The following is a 20,376-nucleotide window of genomic DNA, read 5'->3' on the forward strand; positions in this document are numbered from 1 at the left end:
GGAGGGGAGTACCCGGTGGCCTGTGCACGCGCCCCGAATTCCCGCCCCCGTTCCGGAGGCGACGCCCTTTCAGGCCTTGGGTTTTTTCTGCGGGCGCTTCCAATTGGGAAAGCTCACCGGCTTGCTGCGCGCCACGGTCAGCGCACCGGGCTCGGTCGACTTGTTCACGGTCGACCCGCCGCCGATGGTGCCGCCCGCGCCGATGGTGATCGGCGCCACCAGCACGCAATTGCTGCCCACATGCACGTCGGCTTCGATCACGGTGCGGTGCTTGTTGGCGCCGTCGTAGTTGGCCGTGATGCTGCCCGCGCCGTAGTTGACGCGCTCGCCTACCGTGGCGTCGCCCAGGTAGGCCAGGTGGTTGGCCTTGGCGCCGGCCGCAAGCGTCGAATTCTTGACCTCGACGAAGTTGCCGATGTGCACCTCGGGGCCCAGCTGCGCACCGGGCCGCAGCCGCGCGAAGGGGCCGATCAGGGCCCGCTCGCCCACCGTCACGCCGGCCTTCTCGCCATCGATGTGGGTGAACGGATGAATCACCGCGCCGGCTTCGATGCGCGCATTGGCAATCACGCAGTTGGCGCCGATGCGCACGCCCTCGCCCAGCGACACCTTGCCTTCGAACACGCAGTTGACGTCGATCTCGACGTCGGCCCCGCAGTCCAGCGTGCCGCGCAGGTCGAAGCGCGCCGGATCGGCCAGGCGCACGCCCTGCTCCATCAGCGCGTTGGCCTGGCGCAGCTGCCAGGCGCGCTCGAGCGCCGCGAGCTGGGCCGGGCTGTTGATGCCGGCCACCTGCAGCGCATCGGTCGTGATGTGCGCCACCACGGGCACCCCGTCGGCCGCGGCGAGCTTGACCACATCGGTCAGGTAGTACTCGTTCTGCGCATTGCGGTTGTCGAGCCGCGCGAGCCAGCCCTTGAGCAGGCGCGCCGGCACAGCCATCACGCCGCTGTAGATCTCCCGCACGGCGCGCTGCGCCTCGGTCGCGTCCTTGTGCTCGACGATGGCGGTCACCGCGCCCTCGCCCGGCGCGCGGATGACGCGGCCATAGCCGGCCGGGTCGTCGAATTCGATGGTCAGCAGCGCGAGCCGCTGGCCCGCGCTGGCGGCCACCAGCGCCCGCAATGTCTCTTCACCGATCAGCGGCACGTCGCCCGAGAGCACGATCACCGTGCCGTCGTCCGGCAGCAGCGGTGCCGCCTGCTGCACCGCGTGCCCGGTGCCGAGCTGCGGCTCCTGGCGCACAAAGCGCGGCGTGGCACCGCCCACGGCGCCAGCCATGGCAGCTTCGACCTCGGCCGCGCCGTGACCGGTGACCACCACCACGTGGCGCGCGCCGATCCGTGCGGCGGTGTCCGCCACATGCGCGATCAACGCGCGGCCGCTCAATCGATGCAACACTTTGGGCAGTTTGCTTTTCATGCGCGTGCCCTTGCCGGCCGCCATGATCACGATGTCGATCGGCCCCTGAATGCCTTGCTGCGGAGTCTGATTCATGCTTTTTTCTTCCCGGATTCGTTGCGCGGAACTGGCGCGAATTATCGGCGTGCTGCTGTTGGCCGCCGCGCTGGGCGCCTGCAGCACCATCCGGCTGGCCTACGAGAACCTGCCTGGGGTGAGCTACTGGTGGCTCGATGCCTACTTCGACTTCGACGGCGCGCAGACACCCAAGGTGCGCGACGAACTCGCCCAGTTGCTGGCCTGGCACCGCCAGAACGAACTGCCCAAGGTCGTCACCCTGCTGCAGGAAGCCCAGGACCTGGCGCCGGGCGAGGTGACGCCGGCGCAGGCCTGCAACCTCGCCGACCGGATCCGCGAGCGCCTGCTGGCCGTGACCGAGCGCGCCGAGCCGGCCGGCACCGAACTCGCGCTGAGCCTGAGCGAGGCACAACTGCAGCAGCTCGAGCGCAAGTACGCCAAAAACGATGCCGCGTACCGCAAGAGCTGGCTCGACCGCACGCGCGCACAAGTGAACGAAAAGCGCTACGACCGGTTCCTGGACCGCGCCGAGGACTTCTATGGCCGGCTCACGACAGAGCAGCGCGATCTGCTGAAACAGCAGGTCGCCGAATCGGTGTTCAACCCGCAACTCGCGGAYGTCGAGCGCCGCGGGCGCCAGCAGGAAGCGCTGGTGATGTTGCGCAGCTTCGGCACCGCGAAACCATCGCCGGCCGAGGCGCGCGCGGCGCTCCATGCCTACGTGCTGCACATCGCCGAGGCGCCGCCCGGCCCCTGGCGCGACCAGCAGCAGGCCCTGCGGCAGGAAGGCTGCCGCAACCTCGCCGCCCTGCACAACGTCACCAGTGCCAACCAGCGCGAGCGGGCGGTGCGCCGGCTGCAGGCCTACCAGGACGATCTGCGCCAGCTGGTGGCCACGCGCTGAGGCGGCGCTTCGGATCGGCCGGCTTCGGCATCGACGGCTGAAAAAAGAAAAAGGCGGCCGAAGCCGCCTTTCCGTCCGTGGGAAGATGACCGATCAGACTTGATCCCACGAGTAGGTGGCACCGTAGCCATCCCACGCTTCCATGACGATACGCTGGCCGGCGGCCACCATCATGGATTCGCCCGGTGCGAGCACCAGGTCTTCGCTGGGGTTGGCCAGCGTGGCATCCGGCGTGACCCAGACCCGGCCTTGCTTGACCCGCAGTACGCTGGCCGACCGCGCCTTCAGGCTCATCGCCTCGCCGGGCGCAATCTGCCAGGCACCGCGGCGCACGGCCGGCGGAATGGCGACAGTGGTACGGGCAGGGATCGACAGGGATGCGAGCGATTCGGTGGTGCAGACGGCGGTAGACATGATGGAAACTCCTTGGCTTTGCCGAAGTGCGATGACAGACGGAGGCAATGGCGCAGTTCGGGAATGAATGATCTCTCTACCCCCGTTGGCGGTCCAATGAAAACGAGGTAGCCTACTGATGCTCGTTTCGCATCAATCGACCCGAACGCCAGCCCGCTCCCCGAAGTCACACCCATGCAACATTCGCAAACCCATCTGCGCTCCCGCCCGATCTCGGCCGGACACTTGCGCGCCTTTGAGGCCGTGGCCCGGCACCTGAACTTTCGCGCCGCGGCGGAAGAGATGGCACTGACCCAGTCGGCGGTCAGCCGCCAGATCCAGTCGCTCGAAGAAGAAGTGGGCGTGGCGCTGTTCCTGCGCCATACCCGGGCGGTGGAGCTGACCAGCGCGGGCGCGCAGTTGCTGCTCGCGGTGCAGCAGTCGCTGCCGCGCATCGACACGGCGGTGCGCCAGATCCGCCAGAGCGCGGGGCGCAAGAGCGTGTCGCTCACCACCTTTGCGTCGTTCGCCTCGATGTGGCTGATTCCGCGGCTGGAAGCCTTCCAGCGCGACAACCCCGAGATCGACATCCGCATCGACGCCAGCGACGTGGCGGTCGACCTCGAAGTCGCCGATGTGGACATCGCCCTGCGCTACGGCCCGCGCGAAGCCATGCCGTCCACCGCCGTGCGCCTGTTCGGCGAGACCCTCACGCCGGTGGCGAGCCCCTGGCTGATCAAGAGCAGCCCGCCGATCAAGACACCGGCGGACATCACCCGCTTCACCCTGATCGAAGCCGGCGATGCGCACCGCACGCACCTCGAATGGCTGACTTGGCGGCGCTGGTTCGAGGTCAACGGCCTGGAACGCGCCCAGCCCAAGCGCTGGCTCTATTTCAACTACGCCTACCAGATGGTGCAGGCCGCGCTCACCGGCCAGGGCGTGACGCTGGCGCGCAGCTCGCTGATCGCCGAAAGCCTGGCCAACGGCGATCTGGTCGAGGTGCTGCCGCAGCACCGCATGGACTCGCCGATGGGCTACTGGCTCATCGCGGGGCCGCGCAACGCGCTGCGGCCCGAGATCAAGGCCTTCTGGGACTGGCTGCAGGTCCAGGCCGTCACCACGCGCGAGACCATCGGCGAGGTGCCCGACCCGGACACGGTCGACAACATCGACTGAACGATCAGATCAGCTGGTTGGCCAGACGACGCCGTTGTCGTTGAGGATGGCGTCCAAGGGCAGGTCGTGCGCCTCGGGCTCGAAATCGTCGAGAAACCCGTTGGTGAAGCCCAGCCCCACCGTGAACGGCCGCGGCTCCAGCGCCGCCAGCGTGCGGTCGTAGAAGCCACCGCCGTAGCCCAGCCGGTAGCCGCCCGCGCTGTAGCCCACACAAGGCACGAACAGCAGGGTCGGCACGATCAGTTCGGTGTCCTTGGGCTTGGGAATGCCGTAGGCGTCTTCTTCCATCTGGCAGCCCGGATACCAGGCATGGAAGGTCAGCGTCTTGTGCACCTTGTCGATCACCGGCAATCCGATGCGGCGGCGCTGCGTCTCTTCCATCAGCTCGCCGTCTTCCTTCCAGCGGTGCAGGGCAGGCAGCGGATCGAATTCGCCCTTGATCGGCCAGTAGGCGCCGATCACGGTGTCGGGCCGGCCGACCAGCCAGATCCGCATCACCCGTTGCAGGAGGTCGGCCCGCGCCAGGCGGTCCGGCATGGAAAGGCGCTGCTCGATCAGTGCCTTTCTCAACTGTCCCTTCAGAAAACTCGCCGTTGCCGAAGTGTCGGCACCCTTTGACTTGTCCATAATCCCCCGATGCAGTTTCCAAGCATTTTGGCATCCACGCGCCGTCGCCCGCGCAGCGCAGCGCCCGCACTGGCTTTTTCCGTCGTTTTGGCTGCCGCCGCGCTGCTTTTCCAGCAGCCCGCCAACGCGCAAACCAACACCAACGACGACGTGTTGATCCAGATGAAGCAGGCCTTCCAGCGCGGCGACAAGGCGCGCCTCACCGCCCTGCTGCCGCAAGCCCGCGGCCATGCGCTCGAACCCTGGGCCGCCTACTGGGAGCTCAAGGCCCGGCTGCAGGAAGCCGCGCCGAACGAGGTGCAGGACTTCTTCGCGCGCTACCCCGGCACTTACCAGGAAGACCGCCTGCGCAACGACTGGCTGCTGTTGCTCGGCCAGCGCCGCGACTGGGACGGTTTCTCCGCCGCCATCGCCGGCTTCCGCATGGGCGACGACGCCCAGGTGCGCTGCTACGCGATCCTGGCCGACACGCTGCGCTCCGGCACTGCCACCCAGGCCCAGGCCGACGACGTGCGCCGCAACTGGTTCAGCCAGAAGGAAGCCGACGACGGCTGCCTCACTGCCGCCGACCGCATGGTCGCGTCCCGCCTGATGTCGCCCAACGACGTCTGGAAAAAGGCGCGCCTGGCCATCGAATCCAACCGCCCGCAGGCTGCACGCGGCGCCGTCACCATCGCCGCGCCCGACGCGCTGCCGCTGTTCGAGGAACTCAATGCCAGCTCGGCCAAGTTCCTGACCGGCCGCGCCTTCGTGGCCGCCAAGTCGCGCAAGGAACTGGTGGTGCTCGCGCTCATCAAGGTCGCCATCGCCGATCCGGACATGGCCGCCTCGCAGCTCGACAACAAGTGGGGGCCGATGCTCTCCGCCGAGGAGCGCAACTGGCTCTGGGGCACCATCGGCCGCCAGGCCGCCAACAAGCTCTCGCCGCAGGCCGGCACCTATTTCGCCAACGTCACGAAGAACAGCGACCTGTCGGACGACATGCTCGGCTGGCGCGTGCGCGCCGCGCTGCGCGCCGGCCAGTGGAAAGAGGTGGTGCCCGCGATCAATGCCATGAGCGAGACCGCCCAGCTCGACCCGACCTGGGTCTACTGGAAGGCCCGCGCACTCAGCGCCGCCGGCGGCGACGACCGCCGAGCCCAGGCCCAGGAGCTGTACACGAGCATCTCCGGCACGCGCGGCTTCTATGAAATGCTGGCGCTCGAAGAACTCGGCCAGCGCACGGTCGCTGCCACTCGGCCCGCACCGCTCACCCCCGAGGAAAAAGCCGCCGCGCGCAGCAACATCGGGCTCAACCGCGGCCTCTACGCCATCGCCATCGGCCTGCGCCCCGAGGGCACGCGCGAGTGGAACTACGCCACCAACCTGCACGACAAGGGCGGCATGGACGACCGCGCGCTGCTGGCCGCGGCCGACTTCGCCTGCCAGCGCGAGGTGTGGGACCGCTGCATCAACACCAGCGAGCGCACCAAGGGCGCGGTCGATGTCGAACAGCGCTTCCCCATGCCCTTCCACGACACCGTGCTGCGCAAGAGCCAGGACATCGGCCTCGACCCGGCGTATGTCTACGGCCTGATCCGCCAGGAAAGCCGCTTCATCATGGACGCGCGCTCGGGCGTCGGTGCCTCGGGCCTGATGCAGGTGATGCCGGCCACCGCGCGCTGGACGGCCCGCAAGATCGGCATGACCGACTTCACGCCGGGCCAGATCAACGACCGCGAAACCAACATCACCATCGGCACCAACTACCTGAAGCTCGCGCTCGACGACTTCGACGGTTCCATGGCACTCGCCGCCGCCGCCTACAACGCCGGGCCCGGCCGCCCGCGCAACTGGCGCAACGGCCCGGTGATCGACGCCGCCATCTGGGCCGAGAACGTGCCCTTCACCGAAACCCGCGATTACGTGAAGAAGGTGCTGGCCAACACCACCAACTACGCCGCGATCATCAGCGGCAAGCCGCAGTCGCTGAAGGAGCGCCTCGGCCGCGTGGGTCCGCGCGACGCGGCCGAGCCCGAGCCCAACAAGGACCTCCCCTAGGAGGAACCTTGCCTTTCGATTCCCACGCGCATCAATCCACACCCCCTTCAGCATCAATGCCGGCGCGCGGCCGGGCTAGCATCGAAGGCTTTGAGTCGCAACGAACCGGAGGCCCCTGATGCGCAAGCTCTATATCGGCAACAAGAACTACTCGTCGTGGTCCATGCGCCCATGGGTGCTCATGAAGCAGGCCGGCATCGACTTCGAGGAAGTGATGGTGCGCTTCGACTCCTTCGAGGCGGAATCGAAGTTCAAGGGCACCATCGGCGCGCTCAACCCGGTGGCCAAGGTGCCTGTGCTGGTGGACGGCGATCTGGTGGTCTGGGACACGCTGGCCATTGCCGAATACCTGGCCGAGACCTTTCCCGAAAAGCAGCTGTGGCCCAAGGCCGCAGCCGACCGGGCACGCGCGCGCAGCATCTGCGCCGAGATGCATTCGGGCTTCGGCGGCCTGCGCGGCCATTGCGACATGAACATCGAGGCCTCGCTGCCCGAAGTCGGCGCGCAGTTGCTCAAGGAACAGCCCGCCGTGCGCAGCGACCTGGAGCGCATCGTGCAGATGTGGACCGGCCTGCTCGAGACCCATGGCGGCCCGCTGCTGTTCGGCGATTTCAGCATCGCCGACGCTTACTTCGCGCCCATCGGCACGCGCATCAAGACCTACGGATTGCCTGTGCCGCCGGCCATCACGGCCTACATCGAGCGGGTGCAGGCACTGCCGGGCGTCAAGGCCTGGATCGACGAGGCGCTGGCAGAGAAGGATTTCCTGCAATTCGAAGAGCCCTACCGCAAGGGGCGTTAAGGCTTTCCCGGCAGGCTGGGGTCAGAACCGGTAAGTGGCCGAGACGTAGGTGACGATCGGGTTCAGCTTGAGGCTCGCTTCGCTGCGGGCAACGGGCAGGCCGGTGACCGAGGTCGTGGTCAGCTTCGCCTTGGTCTTCAGCGGGATGTACGACACCGAGAACGAGATGCCCCAGTGCTTGTCGAGCTGGTAGGCGATACCGGCATTGAGCACCGGCGCGAACGAGCTGTCGAGCTTGGCGGTGGTGTTGACCGCGTACGGCGACTGGTGGAACTGGCTCGCGAGCGCGCCTTGCAGGTTCGAGGTCAGCTTCACGTCGCTGTACCAGACGTAGGTGGCGCCCAGGCCCACGAACGGACGGAAGGCGTCATTGCCTTCGTTGAAGTAGTACTTGGCAAGAACCGTCGGGCTCCATTGGCGGGCCTCGCCGAGTTCGCCCACGCGGGCCAGCGTGCCAGTGCCGTTCAGCTTGAATTTCGGGGGAATGCCCAGCACGCCCTCCACGGCCCAGTGGCTGTCGATGAAATAGGCAAGGCTGAGGCCCAGCGTGTCCGAATCCGTGACGCTGGCACCCGAGCCGGGCAACACGCTGCGGACCGGCGCCGTCACCGTGAGCGGCTTGCTCGAATCCTGCGGCGACAGATGGAACCAGCCCGCACCGGCGACCCAGTCGCCGGCGTTTTGCGCGAACGCACTGCCAGAAGCCAAGGCACCCAGAGCCGCCAGCGCAAACATTGTTTTCTTCATGGTGTGAATGCTCCTTTGGTTGAAAAATCCCGCAAACGCGGTACCAGCCAGTGACTGGCGCTGCGTTCGAGCGAATAAACGAACGTTCGTTCGTTTTCCTTCCAAATTATCGAACGACCGTTCTATTCTTGTGGTGGGGAGTATCCCTACACTGCGTTCATGAAGATCTTTCTTGTCGGCGGTGCACTGCGCGACCGGCTGCTCGGGCGGCCGGTGTCCGACCACGACTGGCTGGTCGTCGGCGCCACGCCCGAAGAGATGGTGGCCCGGGGCTACCTGCCCGTGGGCCGCGACTTTCCGGTGTTCCTGCACCCACGCACGCGCGAGGAATACGCGCTGGCCCGCACCGAGCGCAAGAGCGCGCCCGGCTACCGCGGCTTCACCATCCACACCGCCCCCGACGTCACGCTCGAACAGGATCTGGCGCGGCGCGACCTGACCGTCAATGCCATCGCGCTGCCGGCGGAATTCGTAGGTGCCGACGGCGAATTCGAACCTGACCCCGAAAAGCTGGCCGACCCCTTCCACGGCCAGCGCGACCTGCACGACAAGCTGCTGCGCCATGTGACCGACGCCTTCCGCGAAGACCCGGTGCGCATCCTGCGCGTCGCCCGCTTTGCTGCGCGCTTCGACGATTTCTCGGTCGCCCCCGAAACCATGGCGCTGATGCGCGAGATGGTCCAGGCCGGCGAAACCGATGCACTCGTGCCCGAGCGCGTCTGGCAGGAGCTGTCGCGCGGCCTGATGGAAACGCGCCCCTCGCGCATGTTCGGGGTGCTGCGCGAATGCGGCGCCCTCGCCGTGCTGCTGCCCGAAGTCGACCGGCTCTGGGGCGTGCCCCAGCCCGAACTCCACCATCCCGAGGTCGACACCGGCGTGCACCTGATGATGGTCGTCGACACCAGCGCGCGGCTTTCGGCCTCGCTGCCGGTGCGCTTCGCCTGCCTGATGCACGACCTCGGCAAAGGCACCACGCCCGCCGACGCGTTGCCGCGCCATGTCGGCCACGAGAAGCGCAGCGTCGACCTGCTGCACGCGGTGTGCGACCGCTGGCGCGTGCCGGTCGAGATCCGCGAGCTGGCCGAGGTGGTGGCGCGCGAGCACGGCAACATCCACCGCAGCGGCGAGCTCGACGCGGCGCCGCTGGTGCGCCTGCTGGAGCGCTGCGACGCCTTTCGCAAGCCCGCGCGTTTTGCCGACGTGCTGCTGGCCTGCGAGTGCGATGCGCGCGGCCGGCTCGGCTTCGAGGACAAGCCCTATCCACAGCGTGCGCGGCTGCTCGAGGTGCTTGCCACGGCCGCGGCCGTCGCCACCGATGCCGTCGCGCGCCAAGCCCAGCAGGCCGGCGCCGCCGGGCCGCAGATCGGCGAGGCGATCCATCGCGCACGGATCGAGGCCGTCGCGGCGTCGCTGGCCTGAAGGCACGGCCCTGCCCCAGCGGTGCCGGGCAGCGACACGAAGTGCGCGAGGCCTGGGGAGAGACGGTTTCCGCCGACACGCGGACGTCACAGCCCGTGTTATGGTTTTTACCAATGCCAAAGTCCTCCGCCAGCAACGCGCAGTTGCCTCCTCCGCTGGGCCGGGACGCCGCCCTTTTTCTCGACTTCGACGGCACGCTGGTCGGGCTCGCGCCCACCCCCGAAGCCATCGAGATCCCGCCTGCGCTCGTCCCCTTGCTGAGTGACCTTCGCGACCAGCTCGGCGGCGCGCTCGCCGTGGTGTCGGGCCGCCAGATCGATTCGATCGACCGCTTCCTTGCGCCGCTGCGGCTGCCCGCGGCCGGCGAGCACGGCGTGCAGCGCCGCGACGCAAAAGGCGGCATGCAGGAGCAGCGCGCACCCGATCTCACGCCCATCCTCGACATTGCCAACGAACTCGCGCGCGTGCACGAAGGCCTGCTGGTGGAACGCAAGCACGCCGCCATCGCCCTGCACTACCGGCTTGCGCCGCAGCTGGAAGCCGTGTGCCGCGATGCGATGTCGCGCGCCATCACAGGCCATCCGCAGCTCGAGCTGATGCACGGCAAGTTCGTTTTCGAGGTCAAGCCCGCGGGCGTCAACAAGGGCCTTGCCATCGATGCCTTCATGCGCGAGGCGCCCTTCGCGGGCCGCACGCCGGTCTTCGCGGGCGACGACACCACCGACGAGAGCGGCTTTGCGATCGTGCAGCCGCGCGGCGGCATCGCCATCAAGGTCGGCTCGGGTCCGAGCCTGGCGCTGCACCGCCTCGAATCGCCGCTCGCCGTCTACGAGTGGCTGGTGCAGGCGCGCAACATGCTGGCGGCACCGCATCCACCGAAAACCGAAGAATCACCGAGGAGCCCTGGATGAGCGAACGACAACTGCCGGTGGCGCCCGAAGACCGCGCCGGCCAGGCCCTGGCCGGCGCCGCGGGCCCCGACGACCGCGCGCCGGTCGACGTGCAGGCGGCCGCCGCACCGGGTCCGCGCGGATTCGCACCGCCGGCCGAGCCTTCGCTCAATGTCGGCGTGGTCGGCAACTGCGCCTACAGCGCACTCATCGATGCGCGGGGCCGCGCAGTCTGGTGCTGCCTGCCGCGCTTCGACGGCGACCCGGTGTTCAACGCCCTGCTGCATCCCGGTGAGGATGCCGGGGCATGGAGCATCGAGATCGAGGACTTCGCGGAAGCCAGGCAGTGGTACGAGCCCAATACCGCGGTACTGCGCACGCAGCTCTTCGACAGCGCCGGCCAGGGCATCGAGATCACCGACTTCGCGCCGCGCTTCTACAGTCGCTCGCGCTACTTTCGCCCGCTGATGCTGGTGCGCCGCGTGCGCCCGATTGCCGGCGCGCCGCGCATCCGCGTGTCGCTCGACCCGCGCTTCCACTGGGGCGCCTCGGCGCCGGTGGAAGTGACGCGCGGCAGCAACCACATCCGCTATGTCGGGCCCGACGTGACGCTCAGGCTCAATACCGACGCCTCGATCTCCCACATCCTGTCGCGCCAGCCCTTCGTGCTCTCGCGCGAATACAACTTCATATTCGGCGTGGACGAGACGCTGCTCGACGGCATCGCCGACACGGCGCGCAAGTTCGAGCAGGAGACCATCGCCTACTGGCGCACCTGGAGCAAGCGGCTCGCGATTCCGTTCGAGTACCAGGAGGCGGTGATCCGCGCCGCCATCACGCTCAAGCTCTCGCTCTACGAAGACACCGGCGCCATCGTCGCCGCCATGACCACCAGCATCCCCGAGGCGCCGGGCAGCCAGCGCAACTGGGACTACCGCTACTGCTGGCTGCGCGACGCCTTCTTCGTGGTGCGCGCGCTCAATTCGCTGAGCGAGGTCGGCACCATGGAGGACTACCTGCGCTGGCTCGGCAACGTGGTGATCGGCTCGCACGGCGAGCACATCCAGCCGCTCTACGGCATCGGGCTGGAGCGCGAGTTGCCCGAGTCCTTCGTCGAAGGCCTTCCGGGCTACCGCGGCATGGGCCCGGTGCGCGTGGGCAACCAGGCGCAGGAGCATTTCCAGCACGACGTGTACGGCAACATCGTGCTCGGCGCGGCGCAGGCCTTTCACGACCACCGGCTGCTGAGCCGTGCCGGCGCGGCGGAGTTTCCGCACCTCGAAGCCGTCGGCGAGAAGGCGGTGCGCGTCTACGGCACGCCCGACGCCGGCATGTGGGAACTGCGCACCCGCGCCCGCGTGCACACCAGCTCGGCGCTCATGAGCTGGGCCGCCTGCGACCGGCTTGCCAAGATCGCCCGCGCGCTGCAGTTGCCCGAGCGCGCCGCCTACTGGCACGGCCATGCCGCCCGCATGAAGGAAGAGATCCTTGCCAAGTCGTGGTGCGAGGAGCGGCAGGCCTTTGCCGAAAGCTTCGGCGGGCACGAGCTCGACGCGAGCATCCTGCTGATGGCCGAGGTCGGCCTGATCGACGCGCGCGACCCGCGCTTCATCTCCACCGTCGACGCGATGGAAAAGTCGCTCTGCGACGGCCCCTACATGCGCCGCTACGAAGCGGCCGACGACTTCGGCAAGCCCGAGACCGCCTTCAACATCTGCACCTTCTGGCGCATCGACGCGCTCGCCAAGATCGGCCGCAAGGCCGAGGCGCGGCAGATCTTCGAGACCATGCTGGCGGCACGCAACCCGCTCGGCCTGCTGTCGGAAGACACGCACCCGGTGACGGGCGAGATGTGGGGCAACTTTCCGCAGACCTATTCGATGGTCGGCATCATCAATGCGGCCGTGCGCCTGTCCGCGCCCTGGGATTCCTGCATATGAGTCGTCTCGTCGTCGTTTCCAACCGCGTGGCCGACCCACGCAAGCCTGCGGCCGGAGGCCTCGCCGTGGCGCTGGGCGAAAGCCTCCAGCAAAGCGGCGGCCTGTGGTTCGGCTGGAGCGGCCAGATCGTCGAAAACGGCCCCACGGGCGAAGGCGAGTTGCACAGGCAGCAGGCCGGCAAGGTCACGCTCGCCACCATCGACCTGAGCCGCGATGACCACGACAGCTACTACCTGGGCTACAGCAACGACGTGCTCTGGCCGGTGTTCCACAACCGCCTCGACCTCGCACACTTCGACGCCGGCTTCATCGGCGGCTACCGGCGCGTGAACCAGCTGTTCGCGCGCAAGCTGATGCCGCTGTTGAAAGACGACGACATCATCTGGATCCACGACTACCACCTGATGCCGCTCGCGGCCGAGCTGCGTGCCATGGGCTGCAAGCAGCGCATCGGCTTCTTCCTGCACATTCCGCTGCCGCCGCAGATCATCATCGCGGCCATTCCGCAGCACGAATGGCTGATGCGCTCGCTGTTCGCCTACGACCTGATCGGCTTCCAGGCCCAGCAGGACGTGCAGCACTTCGAGCACTACGTGCGCAACGAAGCCCACGGCGAATACCTGGGCGGCGAGATGTACCGCGCCTACGGGCAGACGGTGCGCGCCGGTGCCTTTCCGATCGGCATCGATGTGGACGAATTCGCGGCGCTCACGCACGCGAAGGAATCGCGCGACATGTACGAGACCATGAAGCGCGAATATTCGAGCCGCCGGCTGCTGCTGGGCATCGACCGGCTCGACTACTCCAAGGGCATTCCGCAGCGGGTGCGCGCCTTCCGCGAACTGCTCGCCAACTACCCGGAGAACCGGCGCAGCGCCACGCTGATCCAGATCGCCTCGCCCACGCGCGAGACGGTCGACGCCTATGGCGACATCCGGCGCGAGCTCGAGTCGCTGTGCGGCGCCATCAACGGCGACTACGGCGAACTCGACTGGATGCCGGTGCGCTACATCCACCGCGTGGTGGCGCGCAAGCGGGTGCCGGGCCTGTGCCGCGCGGCAGCCGTGGGGCTGGTGACGCCACTGCGCGACGGCATGAACCTGGTCGCCAAGGAGTACATCGCGGCGCAGGACCCGGCCGACCCCGGCGTGCTGGTGCTCTCGCGCTTTGCCGGCGCGGCCGAGCAGCTCAAGGAGGCGCTGCTGGTGAACCCCTACGACACGCACGGCACGGCAGAGACGGTGCAGCAGGCGCTGCAGATGCCGCTGGAAGAGCGGCGCGAGCGGCATCAGAAGCTGCTGGCGCGCATCCGCGAGCAGGACATCCACTGGTGGCGGCGCAGCTTCCTGGATGCGCTGCGCGAAGCGGCGAGCGAGCGCTGATCTTCGTTTGCCGGCTTCGATGCTGTTCAGGGCGCGATCACGCCGTCGGCGTGATCGCTCAGAGCACTGGTTGATCGGCCGCAAACCCACAGCGTGTCCTGTGCACGCACCCCGGAGCCCCTACCAACCGGTCAGCAGCCGCACGAAGCGCATCACCGGCCGGGCCTCGGCATACGCCGGGGCTGGCGCCGGTGACGCCATCGGCGCATGAATCCGCAGGTGCACCGGCGTCAGCGCCGACACCTCGATCCAGCCCCCATGCTCCAGGCGGTGCACATCGCCTTCGTCCAGCATCGTTTCCGCCATGAACACCGTGTCGCCCAACCAGCCGGGCGGCGACACCACGCGCACCCGGCCCTCCGCGACCTGCAGCCAGGCGCCGGCATCGACGGCGGTGCGCAGGGACTGCCCGGGCTCCAGGACGATGGAGTCGGGCGCTTGGGACAGGGTGGTGATCATGGCGGGCCTCGAGAGTGAGTGAAAAGCGGTTCGGCGAGTCCAGATCGTAGAAATTCGGCCGCTCGAAAAACAGGCACACACACCGGCTATTCGCACCGGAACAGTCAGCGGCCTCCAGCATCTGTTATGGTCGTTTTCCCGAGCAACTGCATCTGTTTTCGGATGCGCGATCGAGGGAACATCGACGCCATGGACTCGCTACCGCTCTACCGGCAACTCGCAGCGCACTATGTGGATGCGATCCACACCGGTTCGCTCAAGCAGGGCGACAAGCTGCCCTCGCTGCGCAGCCTGATGCGCCTGCACGAGATCAGCCTTTCGACCGCGCTGCAGGTGTGCCGCGCGATGGAGAGCGACGGCTGGGTCGAGGCGCGCGACCGCTCGGGCTACTTCGTGCGCCGGCCGCAGCGCCTAGCCATCGCGCCGATGACGGAGCCGGTGGCCGACGTACCACCCGACCCGGCGCAGTTCGTGAGCATGCGCACGCGCATGGCCAACTTCATGGCGCGCGGGCGGCACACCGGCGTGAAGCTCAATTTCGCGATCGCGCGCGCGGCCCCCGAGCTCTACCCGGCCGAGGCCTTGCGCAACGCCATGACGCGCGCGCTGCGCCAGCGGCCCGAGCTGTTGACCACCGCCTCGTCCCAAAAGGGCCACGAGCAGTTCCGCGAGGCTTTGGCCCAACGCAGCCTGCGCATCGGCATGACGGTCTCGCCCGACGAGGTGCTCGTCACCAACGGCTGCATCGAGGCGCTGAACCTCGCGCTGCGCGCGATCGGGAAGCCGGGCGACACGGTGGCCGTGGAGTCGCCCACCTTCTACGGCCTGCTGCAGGTGCTCGAAAGCCTGGGGATGCGGGCGCTCGAGATTCCGACCAGCCCGCAGACCGGCATCTCGCTCGAAGCGCTCGACCTTGCCATCCACACCTACGACGACATCAAGGCCGTGGTGGTGGTGCCGCACCTGCAGAACCCGATCGGCAGCGTGATGCCCGATGCCCACAAGCAGCGGCTGGTTCAGATGTGCGAGCGCCACGGCATCGCGCTGGTCGAGGACGACACCTACAGCGACCTGGTGGAAACGGACGTGCCGCTGCGCGCCGTGAAGTCCTGGGACCGCACAGGCAACGTGATCTATTGCGCCTCGCTGCACAAGGTGCTCGCACCGGGCTTGCGGCTGGGCTGGATCACCGCGGGGCGCTGGCATGCGCAGGTGGAAATGCTCAAGTACGCGCAGACGCGCAACAACGAGGCGCTGGCGCAGATTGCCGCGGGTGAGTTCATCGCGGGCGGGCGCTACGACCGCCACCTGCGGCGCCTGCGCGAGCACCTGCACGTCCAGCGCGACCAGACGGCGGACGCCATCGCGAAATACTTTCCGACGGGCACGCGGCTGAACCTGCCGCGGGGCGGCCTGCAGCTGTGGGTCGAGCTGCCCGAGCGGCTGTCGTCGGTCACGGTGTTCGAGGCTGCCCTGCGCGAGCAGATGCTGGTGGCGCCGGGCGCGCAGTTCTCGAACTCGGGGCGCTTCGACAACTACCTGCGCATCAATTGCGGCTGGCCGTATTCGAAGGCCGTGGATGCGGGGCTGCGGCGGCTGGGCGAGATCGTCTCGGACACCCGCGGGAAGCCGCTGCCGGACCGCTGAGGCCCGGCCGGATCGCTCAAGCCATGTAGAAGACGATGGCGTCGCGTCGCGCGGCCGCCTCGGCAAAGAAACGCTGGACGCCTTCCATGAACGCCTGAAGGGCATCGATGTCTTCCAGCCAGACTTTGGCCCAGTACAGCTCGGCGTACGGGGCCGGTTCTTCCGCGAAAAGACGCACCAGCTTCGGCACGCTCCGCTGCGCCAGGCGCGCGGCGCTCCGCTCGACATGGCTGGCCGTCAGGTAGATGCAGCCCAGCCCGTCGGTACCGTCGAGCGGCTCGCCGTCCACCGCTTCCGGCAACAGGGTCTGCACCACGTCCCAGGCCTGCTCCACGGTCTGGCTGTCGTTCGGGCCGCCCTGGCCGGCGGGCTTGTGGATCAGGCCCGACACGGTGGCGGGATCGATGACCAGCCCGCGCAGCCGGTAGCGGTCGATCGCATAGAAAGCGCCGCCCACGCTCACGACGGGCTCCGCTCCACGCGTGCGGCGCGCGCCACCGCGGCCAGCGTTCCGCTCGCGCCGTCGACGTTGCGCTGCGCATTGGCGATGTTGCCGAGATGGTCGGGCGCGCAGATCTGGTTGAGCAGCAGCGTGCGCTTGAAGTGCACCAGCGCCTGGCGGAGGTCGCCCTCTTCCTGCGCGATCAGTCCGAGGTCGTTGTGCGCGCTGGCGGCAATGGAGGAGATGCCCCTGCAACTGCGCTCCTGGATGGCCAGCGAGCGTTCGTACAAGGGCTTGGCCCTGGCAAAGTTGCGACGTGCCATGAACAGGTCTGCATAGTTGTTCAGCATGTTGGCGTGGAGATCGGCATCGGCGCCTTCGGCCTCCAGCTTGTCGAGGTGAACCACCGCCCGCGCGTAGCAGAGCTCGGCCTTCTGCGCCTGCCCGGTGTCCGCATAGAGGAAGGCAAGGTTGTTGAAGGCGCGCACCACGGCATTGGTCGAGGCGCCCTTGCTCGCGGCGATCGCCATCGCGATGGTCTGCTTGTAGAGCGCTTCGGCCTCGCCGTGCCGGCCGGTCGCGGCATGCACGAGGGCCAGGGTGTTGGTCGGCCCGCGCCGCCAGTCGTCGTCGAGGTCCAGCGCCTCGATCATGGCCAGGCATTCGTTCAGCGTGGCGATGGCCTTGTCGTGCCATTTCATCTGGCGGCGGATTTCGGCCAGGTTCACGAGGTGAAAAACCACCGCCTGCCCCGGCCCGGCGAACAACCGGCGGCTGGTTTCGACGGCTTCGGCGCACAGCGGCTCGGCGCGCTCCAGGTCGCCCTGCTCGAAGGCCTCCATGTACTGCGTCTCCTGCCGTTCCAGCAGGGCCTGCAGCTCGGGGTCGTCTTCCGGGCGGACGGCGCCGGCCGGCAGGGCGTCCTGGATGGCTCGCGCCGCGCGGTATTCGCCCATTTCGGCATACACCATGGAGAGCGCCTTGCGGATGGTTTGCAGGTCTTCCGCGGGCAGGGAAATCTGCCGGGCAATGGCCAGGCTCTCTTCGAGGCTCGCCTTGGCCTTGTCGAAGGCCTTGAGCCGGTAGCAGGCCTGCCCGTACAGGCACAGCGACATCGCGAGGTTCTCGTGCGGGCCCTTGAAGACCCGGCGCGCGCTGGCCACGATCTGCGCGCCCAGGGCCACCGCCCTCGCCCACTCCTCGGCATCGGCGGCTGCCTCGAAGCGCTCGCGCAGCTTGCCGGCCTCGTCGAGCGCGGCCAGGTCGTAGTCCTTCGTCATCGCGGGGCGTGCGGCTTTGCGGCGCGGCCGGTCCTGGCGCTGCATCCGCACATGAATCCAATAGATGTCCGCCAGCATCCAGAGCAGGAGAAGGCCCAGGCAGATCCGCGCCCCGGGCAGGGAGCTCGTTCCGGCGAGCGACAGCAGCAATTGCGCTGCGCCGCTCAGGTAGTGCCCGAGGTAGAAGCGGTGCGCCCCCAGGAAGCCGCCCACCAGCAACAGCAGGTAGGCAACGGACTTGCGGCGGGGAGACGGCATGCGCATGGTTCGCCGGGAATCGTTTTTTTGCGAGGCCGTTCAGTCCAGCAAGGCCAGGGCCGCGTAGTCGCCGACCTTGTCGCCGAGCCCCGCGGGCACCAGCAGCACGCCGCGCGTGAGCGGCGGCAGCTTGCCGTCCACATGCGCCTGCAGCCGCGGCAGCAGGAATTCGCGGTGATGCCAGAACACGCTGCCGCCCAGGCTGATGCGCTCCAGGTCGAGCGTGGCAACCAGGTTGTAGAGCATGCGGCCCATCACGCGGCACAGCGCATCGACGACTTCGAGCGAATGCGGCTCGCCGGCGGCCGCCGACGAGAACAGATCGGCCGCGGGCTGGCCGAAGCGCCGCGCGATCGAGTTGCCGGCGATCAGGCCCTCCACGTCGCCGACATTGCCGCAGCCGCAAAGCGCGCCGCTGGCGTCGTCGACCACGAAGCTGTGGCCCGCATGGCCGGCATTGCCGTTCTTGCCGCGCAGCGCATGGCCGTCGACGCACAGGCCCACGCCGACGCCGGTGCTCCAGGTGACGTAGGCGCAATGGTCCAGCCCCTTCAACGCGCCCCAGTGGCGCTCGGCCTCGAGCGCGGCGACCGCGTCGTTCTCGACGCGCACGCTGCCGAAACGCTTCGCCAGCGGCGCCTCGACCACGGCCGTCATCCAATTGTTGGGCAGGCCGCGCGCCGGACCGGCGATGCCGCCGCAGATGTTGGGCGTGGCCAGTTCGACCATGCCGTCGTGCAGCTCGAAAGGCCCGGCCGACGACACGCCCACGCGGTCGATGCTGTCGGGAGCGATGCCTTGTTCCGCGCAGACMTCGTCGATCATCCGCATGATCTGGACCGCCACGGCGTCGTTGTCGCCGGTCTTGGCGGTCGGCTCGCTGCGGCGGCCGATCAACGGCGCATCGCTCGAAGCGGAAAGGCTCACGGCCACCTTGGTGCCGCCGATGTCAACGCAGGCTCTCATTGCGGGGGTTCTTCTCTCAGGTCAAAGGCTCTGGCGCTACAGCAGGCGCGCGACCAGCGCCGCGATCATGCTGAGCACCACGGTGCTCGCGATCGGCAGCTGCCACTCGCGGCCGAAGGCGCGAAACTCGAAATCGCCGGGCAACCGTCCGAAGCCGAAGCGGCGCAGCCAGGCGGTCAGGCCGCTCATGAGCACCAGTGCAAGGACGACGACGATCAGCCAGCGGAACATGGCGACAGTCTAGGCCGCAAGGATCGCCATCGCTTGCCGATGGAGTTCGGGCGTTGCCGCGGCAATCACCCGGCCGTCGGACCCGAGCCCCAGCGGCTGGCCCTGCCAGTCGGTGATGACCCCGCCCGCAGCCTCGATCAGGCCCGCCGGGCCGAGGTAGTCGTAGGGCTGCAGGCCGGTCTCGACCACGAGGTCGATGGTGCCGCCGGCCAGTTGGGCGTAGCCGTAGCAGTCGCCGCCGAAGCGGCGCATCGCGCACTGGCGGCTGAGCCTGTCGAAGGCCTGCCAGTCGGCCGGCGCGAAGATGTCGGGCGAAGTGGTGACGATGCGCGCCTTGGCCACGTCGGTGCAGTTGCTCACGCGCACCGGCTGGCCGTCGCGCGTTGCGCCTTTGCCGGCCTGGCCGATCCAGCGCTCTTTCAGCACCGGCATGTCGATCACGCCGAGCACCACGCGCTCGCCCTGCAGTACCCCGATCAGCGTGCCCCAGAGCGGCGAGCCGGTGATGAAGCTGCGGGTGCCGTCGATCGGGTCGAGCACCCAGATGCGCGCCGCGTCGAGCCGCTCGGGGCCGTGCTCCTCGCCATAGATGCCATCCGCCGGCATGCGGGCGCCGAGAATCTCGCGCATTGCCGTCTCGGCCGCGCGGTCGGCCAGCGTGACGGGGCTTTCGTCGGCCTTGGTGATGATGTCGAGCGGCGTACGGAAATAGTGCATCGACTTGGCGGCGGCTGCATCGGCCAGCGCCTCGGCAATCGGCGAAAGATCGGTGATGGGAGAGCTCATGGGAGGGTGAACGCGTGCCAAAACTGCGATTAGACCCGAGCCGGCACCGGTTTGACACGGCAAGGGCTGTCGCCCTAGCATGGCCCGAAAATTGCCAGGGACAGAACCAAATGGCCTCTTTCAAATTCTTGCGCGCAGCGCTGCTCACCCTGTTGCTCGGCGCTTCGGCCCTCCTGGCCCAGGCGACCCCCTCCGCTGTCGAGGAACAGATGATCGACACGCTGATCCAGCGCGTGTCGAAGATGAACGCGATGGTCTTCCTGCGCAACGGCAACGAATACACCGCCGCCGATGCCGCCAAGCACATGCAGGCCAAGTACGACTACTTCAAAAAGGACCTCGTCACGGCCGAGGACTTCATCGACCGCTGCGCCTCGCGCTCCGAGGTGACCGGACAGCCCTACAAGGTGAAGCTCACCGATGGTGCGGTGAGGGATGCGAACGAGTTCCTGAACAGCGAACTGCGCGCACTGCGGCAAAAGGCGAAGAAGGCAAGCGGCTGAGC

The 20,376-nt window shown here is 68.1% G+C and carries 20 protein-coding genes; 10 read left to right on the forward strand and 10 right to left on the reverse strand.

Features of this window, described 5'->3' with window-relative positions; translation table 11 throughout:
• Positions 1 to 69 precede the first annotated feature (69 nt).
• Positions 70 to 1,497, reverse strand: a complete 1,428-nt coding sequence (gene glmU / locus AC1DXX_RS12345; RefSeq protein ID WP_478134491.1) for a bifunctional UDP-N-acetylglucosamine diphosphorylase/glucosamine-1-phosphate N-acetyltransferase GlmU — start codon at positions 1,495 to 1,497, stop codon at positions 70 to 72.
• Here glmU and AC1DXX_RS12350 point away from each other — a divergent pair.
• Complete coding sequence (locus tag AC1DXX_RS12350) at positions 1,496 to 2,383, forward strand: DUF6279 family lipoprotein (protein WP_478134492.1); 888 nt, start codon at positions 1,496 to 1,498, stop codon at positions 2,381 to 2,383. The two genes, glmU and AC1DXX_RS12350, sit on opposite strands and share 2 nt — an antisense overlap.
• A 93-nt stretch (positions 2,384 to 2,476) precedes the next feature.
• On the opposite strand, the gene AC1DXX_RS12355 is transcribed toward AC1DXX_RS12350, so the two are convergent.
• A complete protein-coding gene (locus AC1DXX_RS12355; protein WP_478134493.1) occupies positions 2,477 to 2,797 on the reverse strand; it encodes a DUF2917 domain-containing protein in 321 nt (106 codons plus the stop codon).
• A gap of 174 nt (positions 2,798 to 2,971) precedes the next feature.
• On the opposite strand from AC1DXX_RS12355, the gene AC1DXX_RS12360 reads away from it, so the two are divergent.
• Complete coding sequence (locus AC1DXX_RS12360; RefSeq protein WP_478134494.1) at positions 2,972 to 3,955, forward strand: LysR substrate-binding domain-containing protein; 984 nt, start codon at positions 2,972 to 2,974, stop codon at positions 3,953 to 3,955.
• A gap of 9 nt (positions 3,956 to 3,964) precedes the next feature.
• Here the strand turns inward: AC1DXX_RS12360 and AC1DXX_RS12365 are convergent, their stop codons facing one another.
• Positions 3,965 to 4,582, reverse strand: a complete 618-nt coding sequence (locus AC1DXX_RS12365) for a 5-formyltetrahydrofolate cyclo-ligase (protein WP_478134495.1) — start codon at positions 4,580 to 4,582, stop codon at positions 3,965 to 3,967.
• 9 nt (positions 4,583 to 4,591) lie between these two features.
• On the opposite strand from AC1DXX_RS12365, the gene AC1DXX_RS12370 reads away from it, so the two are divergent.
• Both AC1DXX_RS12370 and AC1DXX_RS12375 read left to right on the forward strand, forming a co-directional pair.
• On the forward strand, positions 4,592 to 6,622 hold the full coding sequence (locus tag AC1DXX_RS12370; RefSeq protein WP_478134496.1) for a lytic transglycosylase domain-containing protein: 2,031 nt from the start codon (positions 4,592 to 4,594) through the stop codon (positions 6,620 to 6,622).
• A gap of 118 nt (positions 6,623 to 6,740) precedes the next feature.
• On the forward strand, positions 6,741 to 7,424 hold the full coding sequence (locus tag AC1DXX_RS12375; RefSeq protein WP_478134497.1) for a glutathione S-transferase family protein: 684 nt from the start codon (positions 6,741 to 6,743) through the stop codon (positions 7,422 to 7,424).
• Between the two features lie 21 nt (positions 7,425 to 7,445).
• Here AC1DXX_RS12375 and AC1DXX_RS12380 read toward each other — a convergent pair whose 3' ends face one another.
• Positions 7,446 to 8,171: an OmpW/AlkL family protein gene (locus AC1DXX_RS12380; RefSeq protein ID WP_478134498.1), complete on the reverse strand. Its 726-nt coding sequence runs from the start codon at positions 8,169 to 8,171 to the stop codon at positions 7,446 to 7,448.
• Between the two features lie 159 nt (positions 8,172 to 8,330).
• On the opposite strand from AC1DXX_RS12380, the gene AC1DXX_RS12385 reads away from it, so the two are divergent.
• The 4 genes from AC1DXX_RS12385 to otsA all read left to right on the forward strand — a co-directional run bounded on the left by AC1DXX_RS12385 (position 8,331) and on the right by otsA (position 13,802).
• The gene (locus AC1DXX_RS12385) at positions 8,331 to 9,590 is read left to right on the forward strand and encodes a multifunctional CCA addition/repair protein (RefSeq protein ID WP_478134499.1); all 1,260 of its coding nucleotides are present in this window, start codon (positions 8,331 to 8,333) and stop codon (positions 9,588 to 9,590) included.
• A gap of 113 nt (positions 9,591 to 9,703) precedes the next feature.
• Positions 9,704 to 10,501 carry a trehalose-phosphatase gene (gene otsB, locus AC1DXX_RS12390; RefSeq protein ID WP_478134500.1) on the forward strand — a complete coding sequence of 266 codons (798 nt, stop codon included), beginning with the start codon at positions 9,704 to 9,706 and terminating at the stop codon, positions 10,499 to 10,501.
• Positions 10,498 to 12,420 (forward strand): glycoside hydrolase family 15 protein, encoded by a 1,923-nt coding sequence (locus AC1DXX_RS12395; protein ID WP_478134501.1) that lies wholly within the window; start codon positions 10,498 to 10,500, stop codon positions 12,418 to 12,420. The genes otsB and AC1DXX_RS12395 overlap by 4 nt, the downstream gene beginning before the upstream one ends.
• Positions 12,417 to 13,802: an alpha,alpha-trehalose-phosphate synthase (UDP-forming) gene (otsA, locus tag AC1DXX_RS12400; RefSeq protein WP_478134502.1), complete on the forward strand. Its 1,386-nt coding sequence runs from the start codon at positions 12,417 to 12,419 to the stop codon at positions 13,800 to 13,802. Before AC1DXX_RS12395 ends, otsA begins: the two co-directional genes overlap by 4 nt.
• 120 nt (positions 13,803 to 13,922) lie before the next feature.
• Here otsA and AC1DXX_RS12405 read toward each other — a convergent pair whose 3' ends face one another.
• Positions 13,923 to 14,261: a hypothetical protein gene (locus tag AC1DXX_RS12405; protein ID WP_478134503.1), complete on the reverse strand. Its 339-nt coding sequence runs from the start codon at positions 14,259 to 14,261 to the stop codon at positions 13,923 to 13,925.
• A 189-nt stretch (positions 14,262 to 14,450) separates the two neighbouring features.
• On the opposite strand from AC1DXX_RS12405, the gene AC1DXX_RS12410 reads away from it, so the two are divergent.
• Complete coding sequence (locus AC1DXX_RS12410; protein WP_478134504.1) at positions 14,451 to 15,908, forward strand: aminotransferase-like domain-containing protein; 1,458 nt, start codon at positions 14,451 to 14,453, stop codon at positions 15,906 to 15,908.
• 16 nt (positions 15,909 to 15,924) lie between these two features.
• On the opposite strand, the gene AC1DXX_RS12415 is transcribed toward AC1DXX_RS12410, so the two are convergent.
• From AC1DXX_RS12415 to hisN, 5 genes are read right to left on the reverse strand one after another with little or no spacing between them, the layout of a single operon-like run.
• Entirely contained in the window at positions 15,925 to 16,371 is a 447-nt protein-coding gene (locus tag AC1DXX_RS12415) for a DUF1877 family protein (protein WP_478134506.1), read from the reverse strand.
• Entirely contained in the window at positions 16,368 to 17,888 is a 1,521-nt protein-coding gene (locus AC1DXX_RS12420) for a tetratricopeptide repeat protein (RefSeq protein ID WP_478134507.1), read from the reverse strand. Before AC1DXX_RS12420 ends, AC1DXX_RS12415 begins: the two co-directional genes overlap by 4 nt.
• Before the next feature lie 39 nt (positions 17,889 to 17,927).
• Complete coding sequence (locus tag AC1DXX_RS12425) at positions 17,928 to 18,854, reverse strand: ROK family protein (protein WP_478134508.1); 927 nt, start codon at positions 18,852 to 18,854, stop codon at positions 17,928 to 17,930.
• Positions 18,855 to 18,890: 36 nt separating this feature from the next.
• Complete coding sequence (locus AC1DXX_RS12430; RefSeq protein WP_056509065.1) at positions 18,891 to 19,085, reverse strand: DUF2905 domain-containing protein; 195 nt, start codon at positions 19,083 to 19,085, stop codon at positions 18,891 to 18,893.
• A 9-nt stretch (positions 19,086 to 19,094) separates the two neighbouring features.
• Positions 19,095 to 19,871 (reverse strand): histidinol-phosphatase, encoded by a 777-nt coding sequence (gene hisN / locus AC1DXX_RS12435; protein WP_478134509.1) that lies wholly within the window; start codon positions 19,869 to 19,871, stop codon positions 19,095 to 19,097.
• A 110-nt stretch (positions 19,872 to 19,981) separates the two neighbouring features.
• Between hisN and AC1DXX_RS12440 the strand changes: the two genes are divergently transcribed.
• Positions 19,982 to 20,374, forward strand: coding sequence for a DUF5329 family protein (locus tag AC1DXX_RS12440; protein ID WP_478134510.1), 393 nt, complete (start codon positions 19,982 to 19,984; stop codon positions 20,372 to 20,374).
• The last annotated feature ends 2 nt before the right edge of the window (positions 20,375 to 20,376 follow it).

The organism is Variovorax sp. P4_B10 (genome assembly GCF_056402375.1).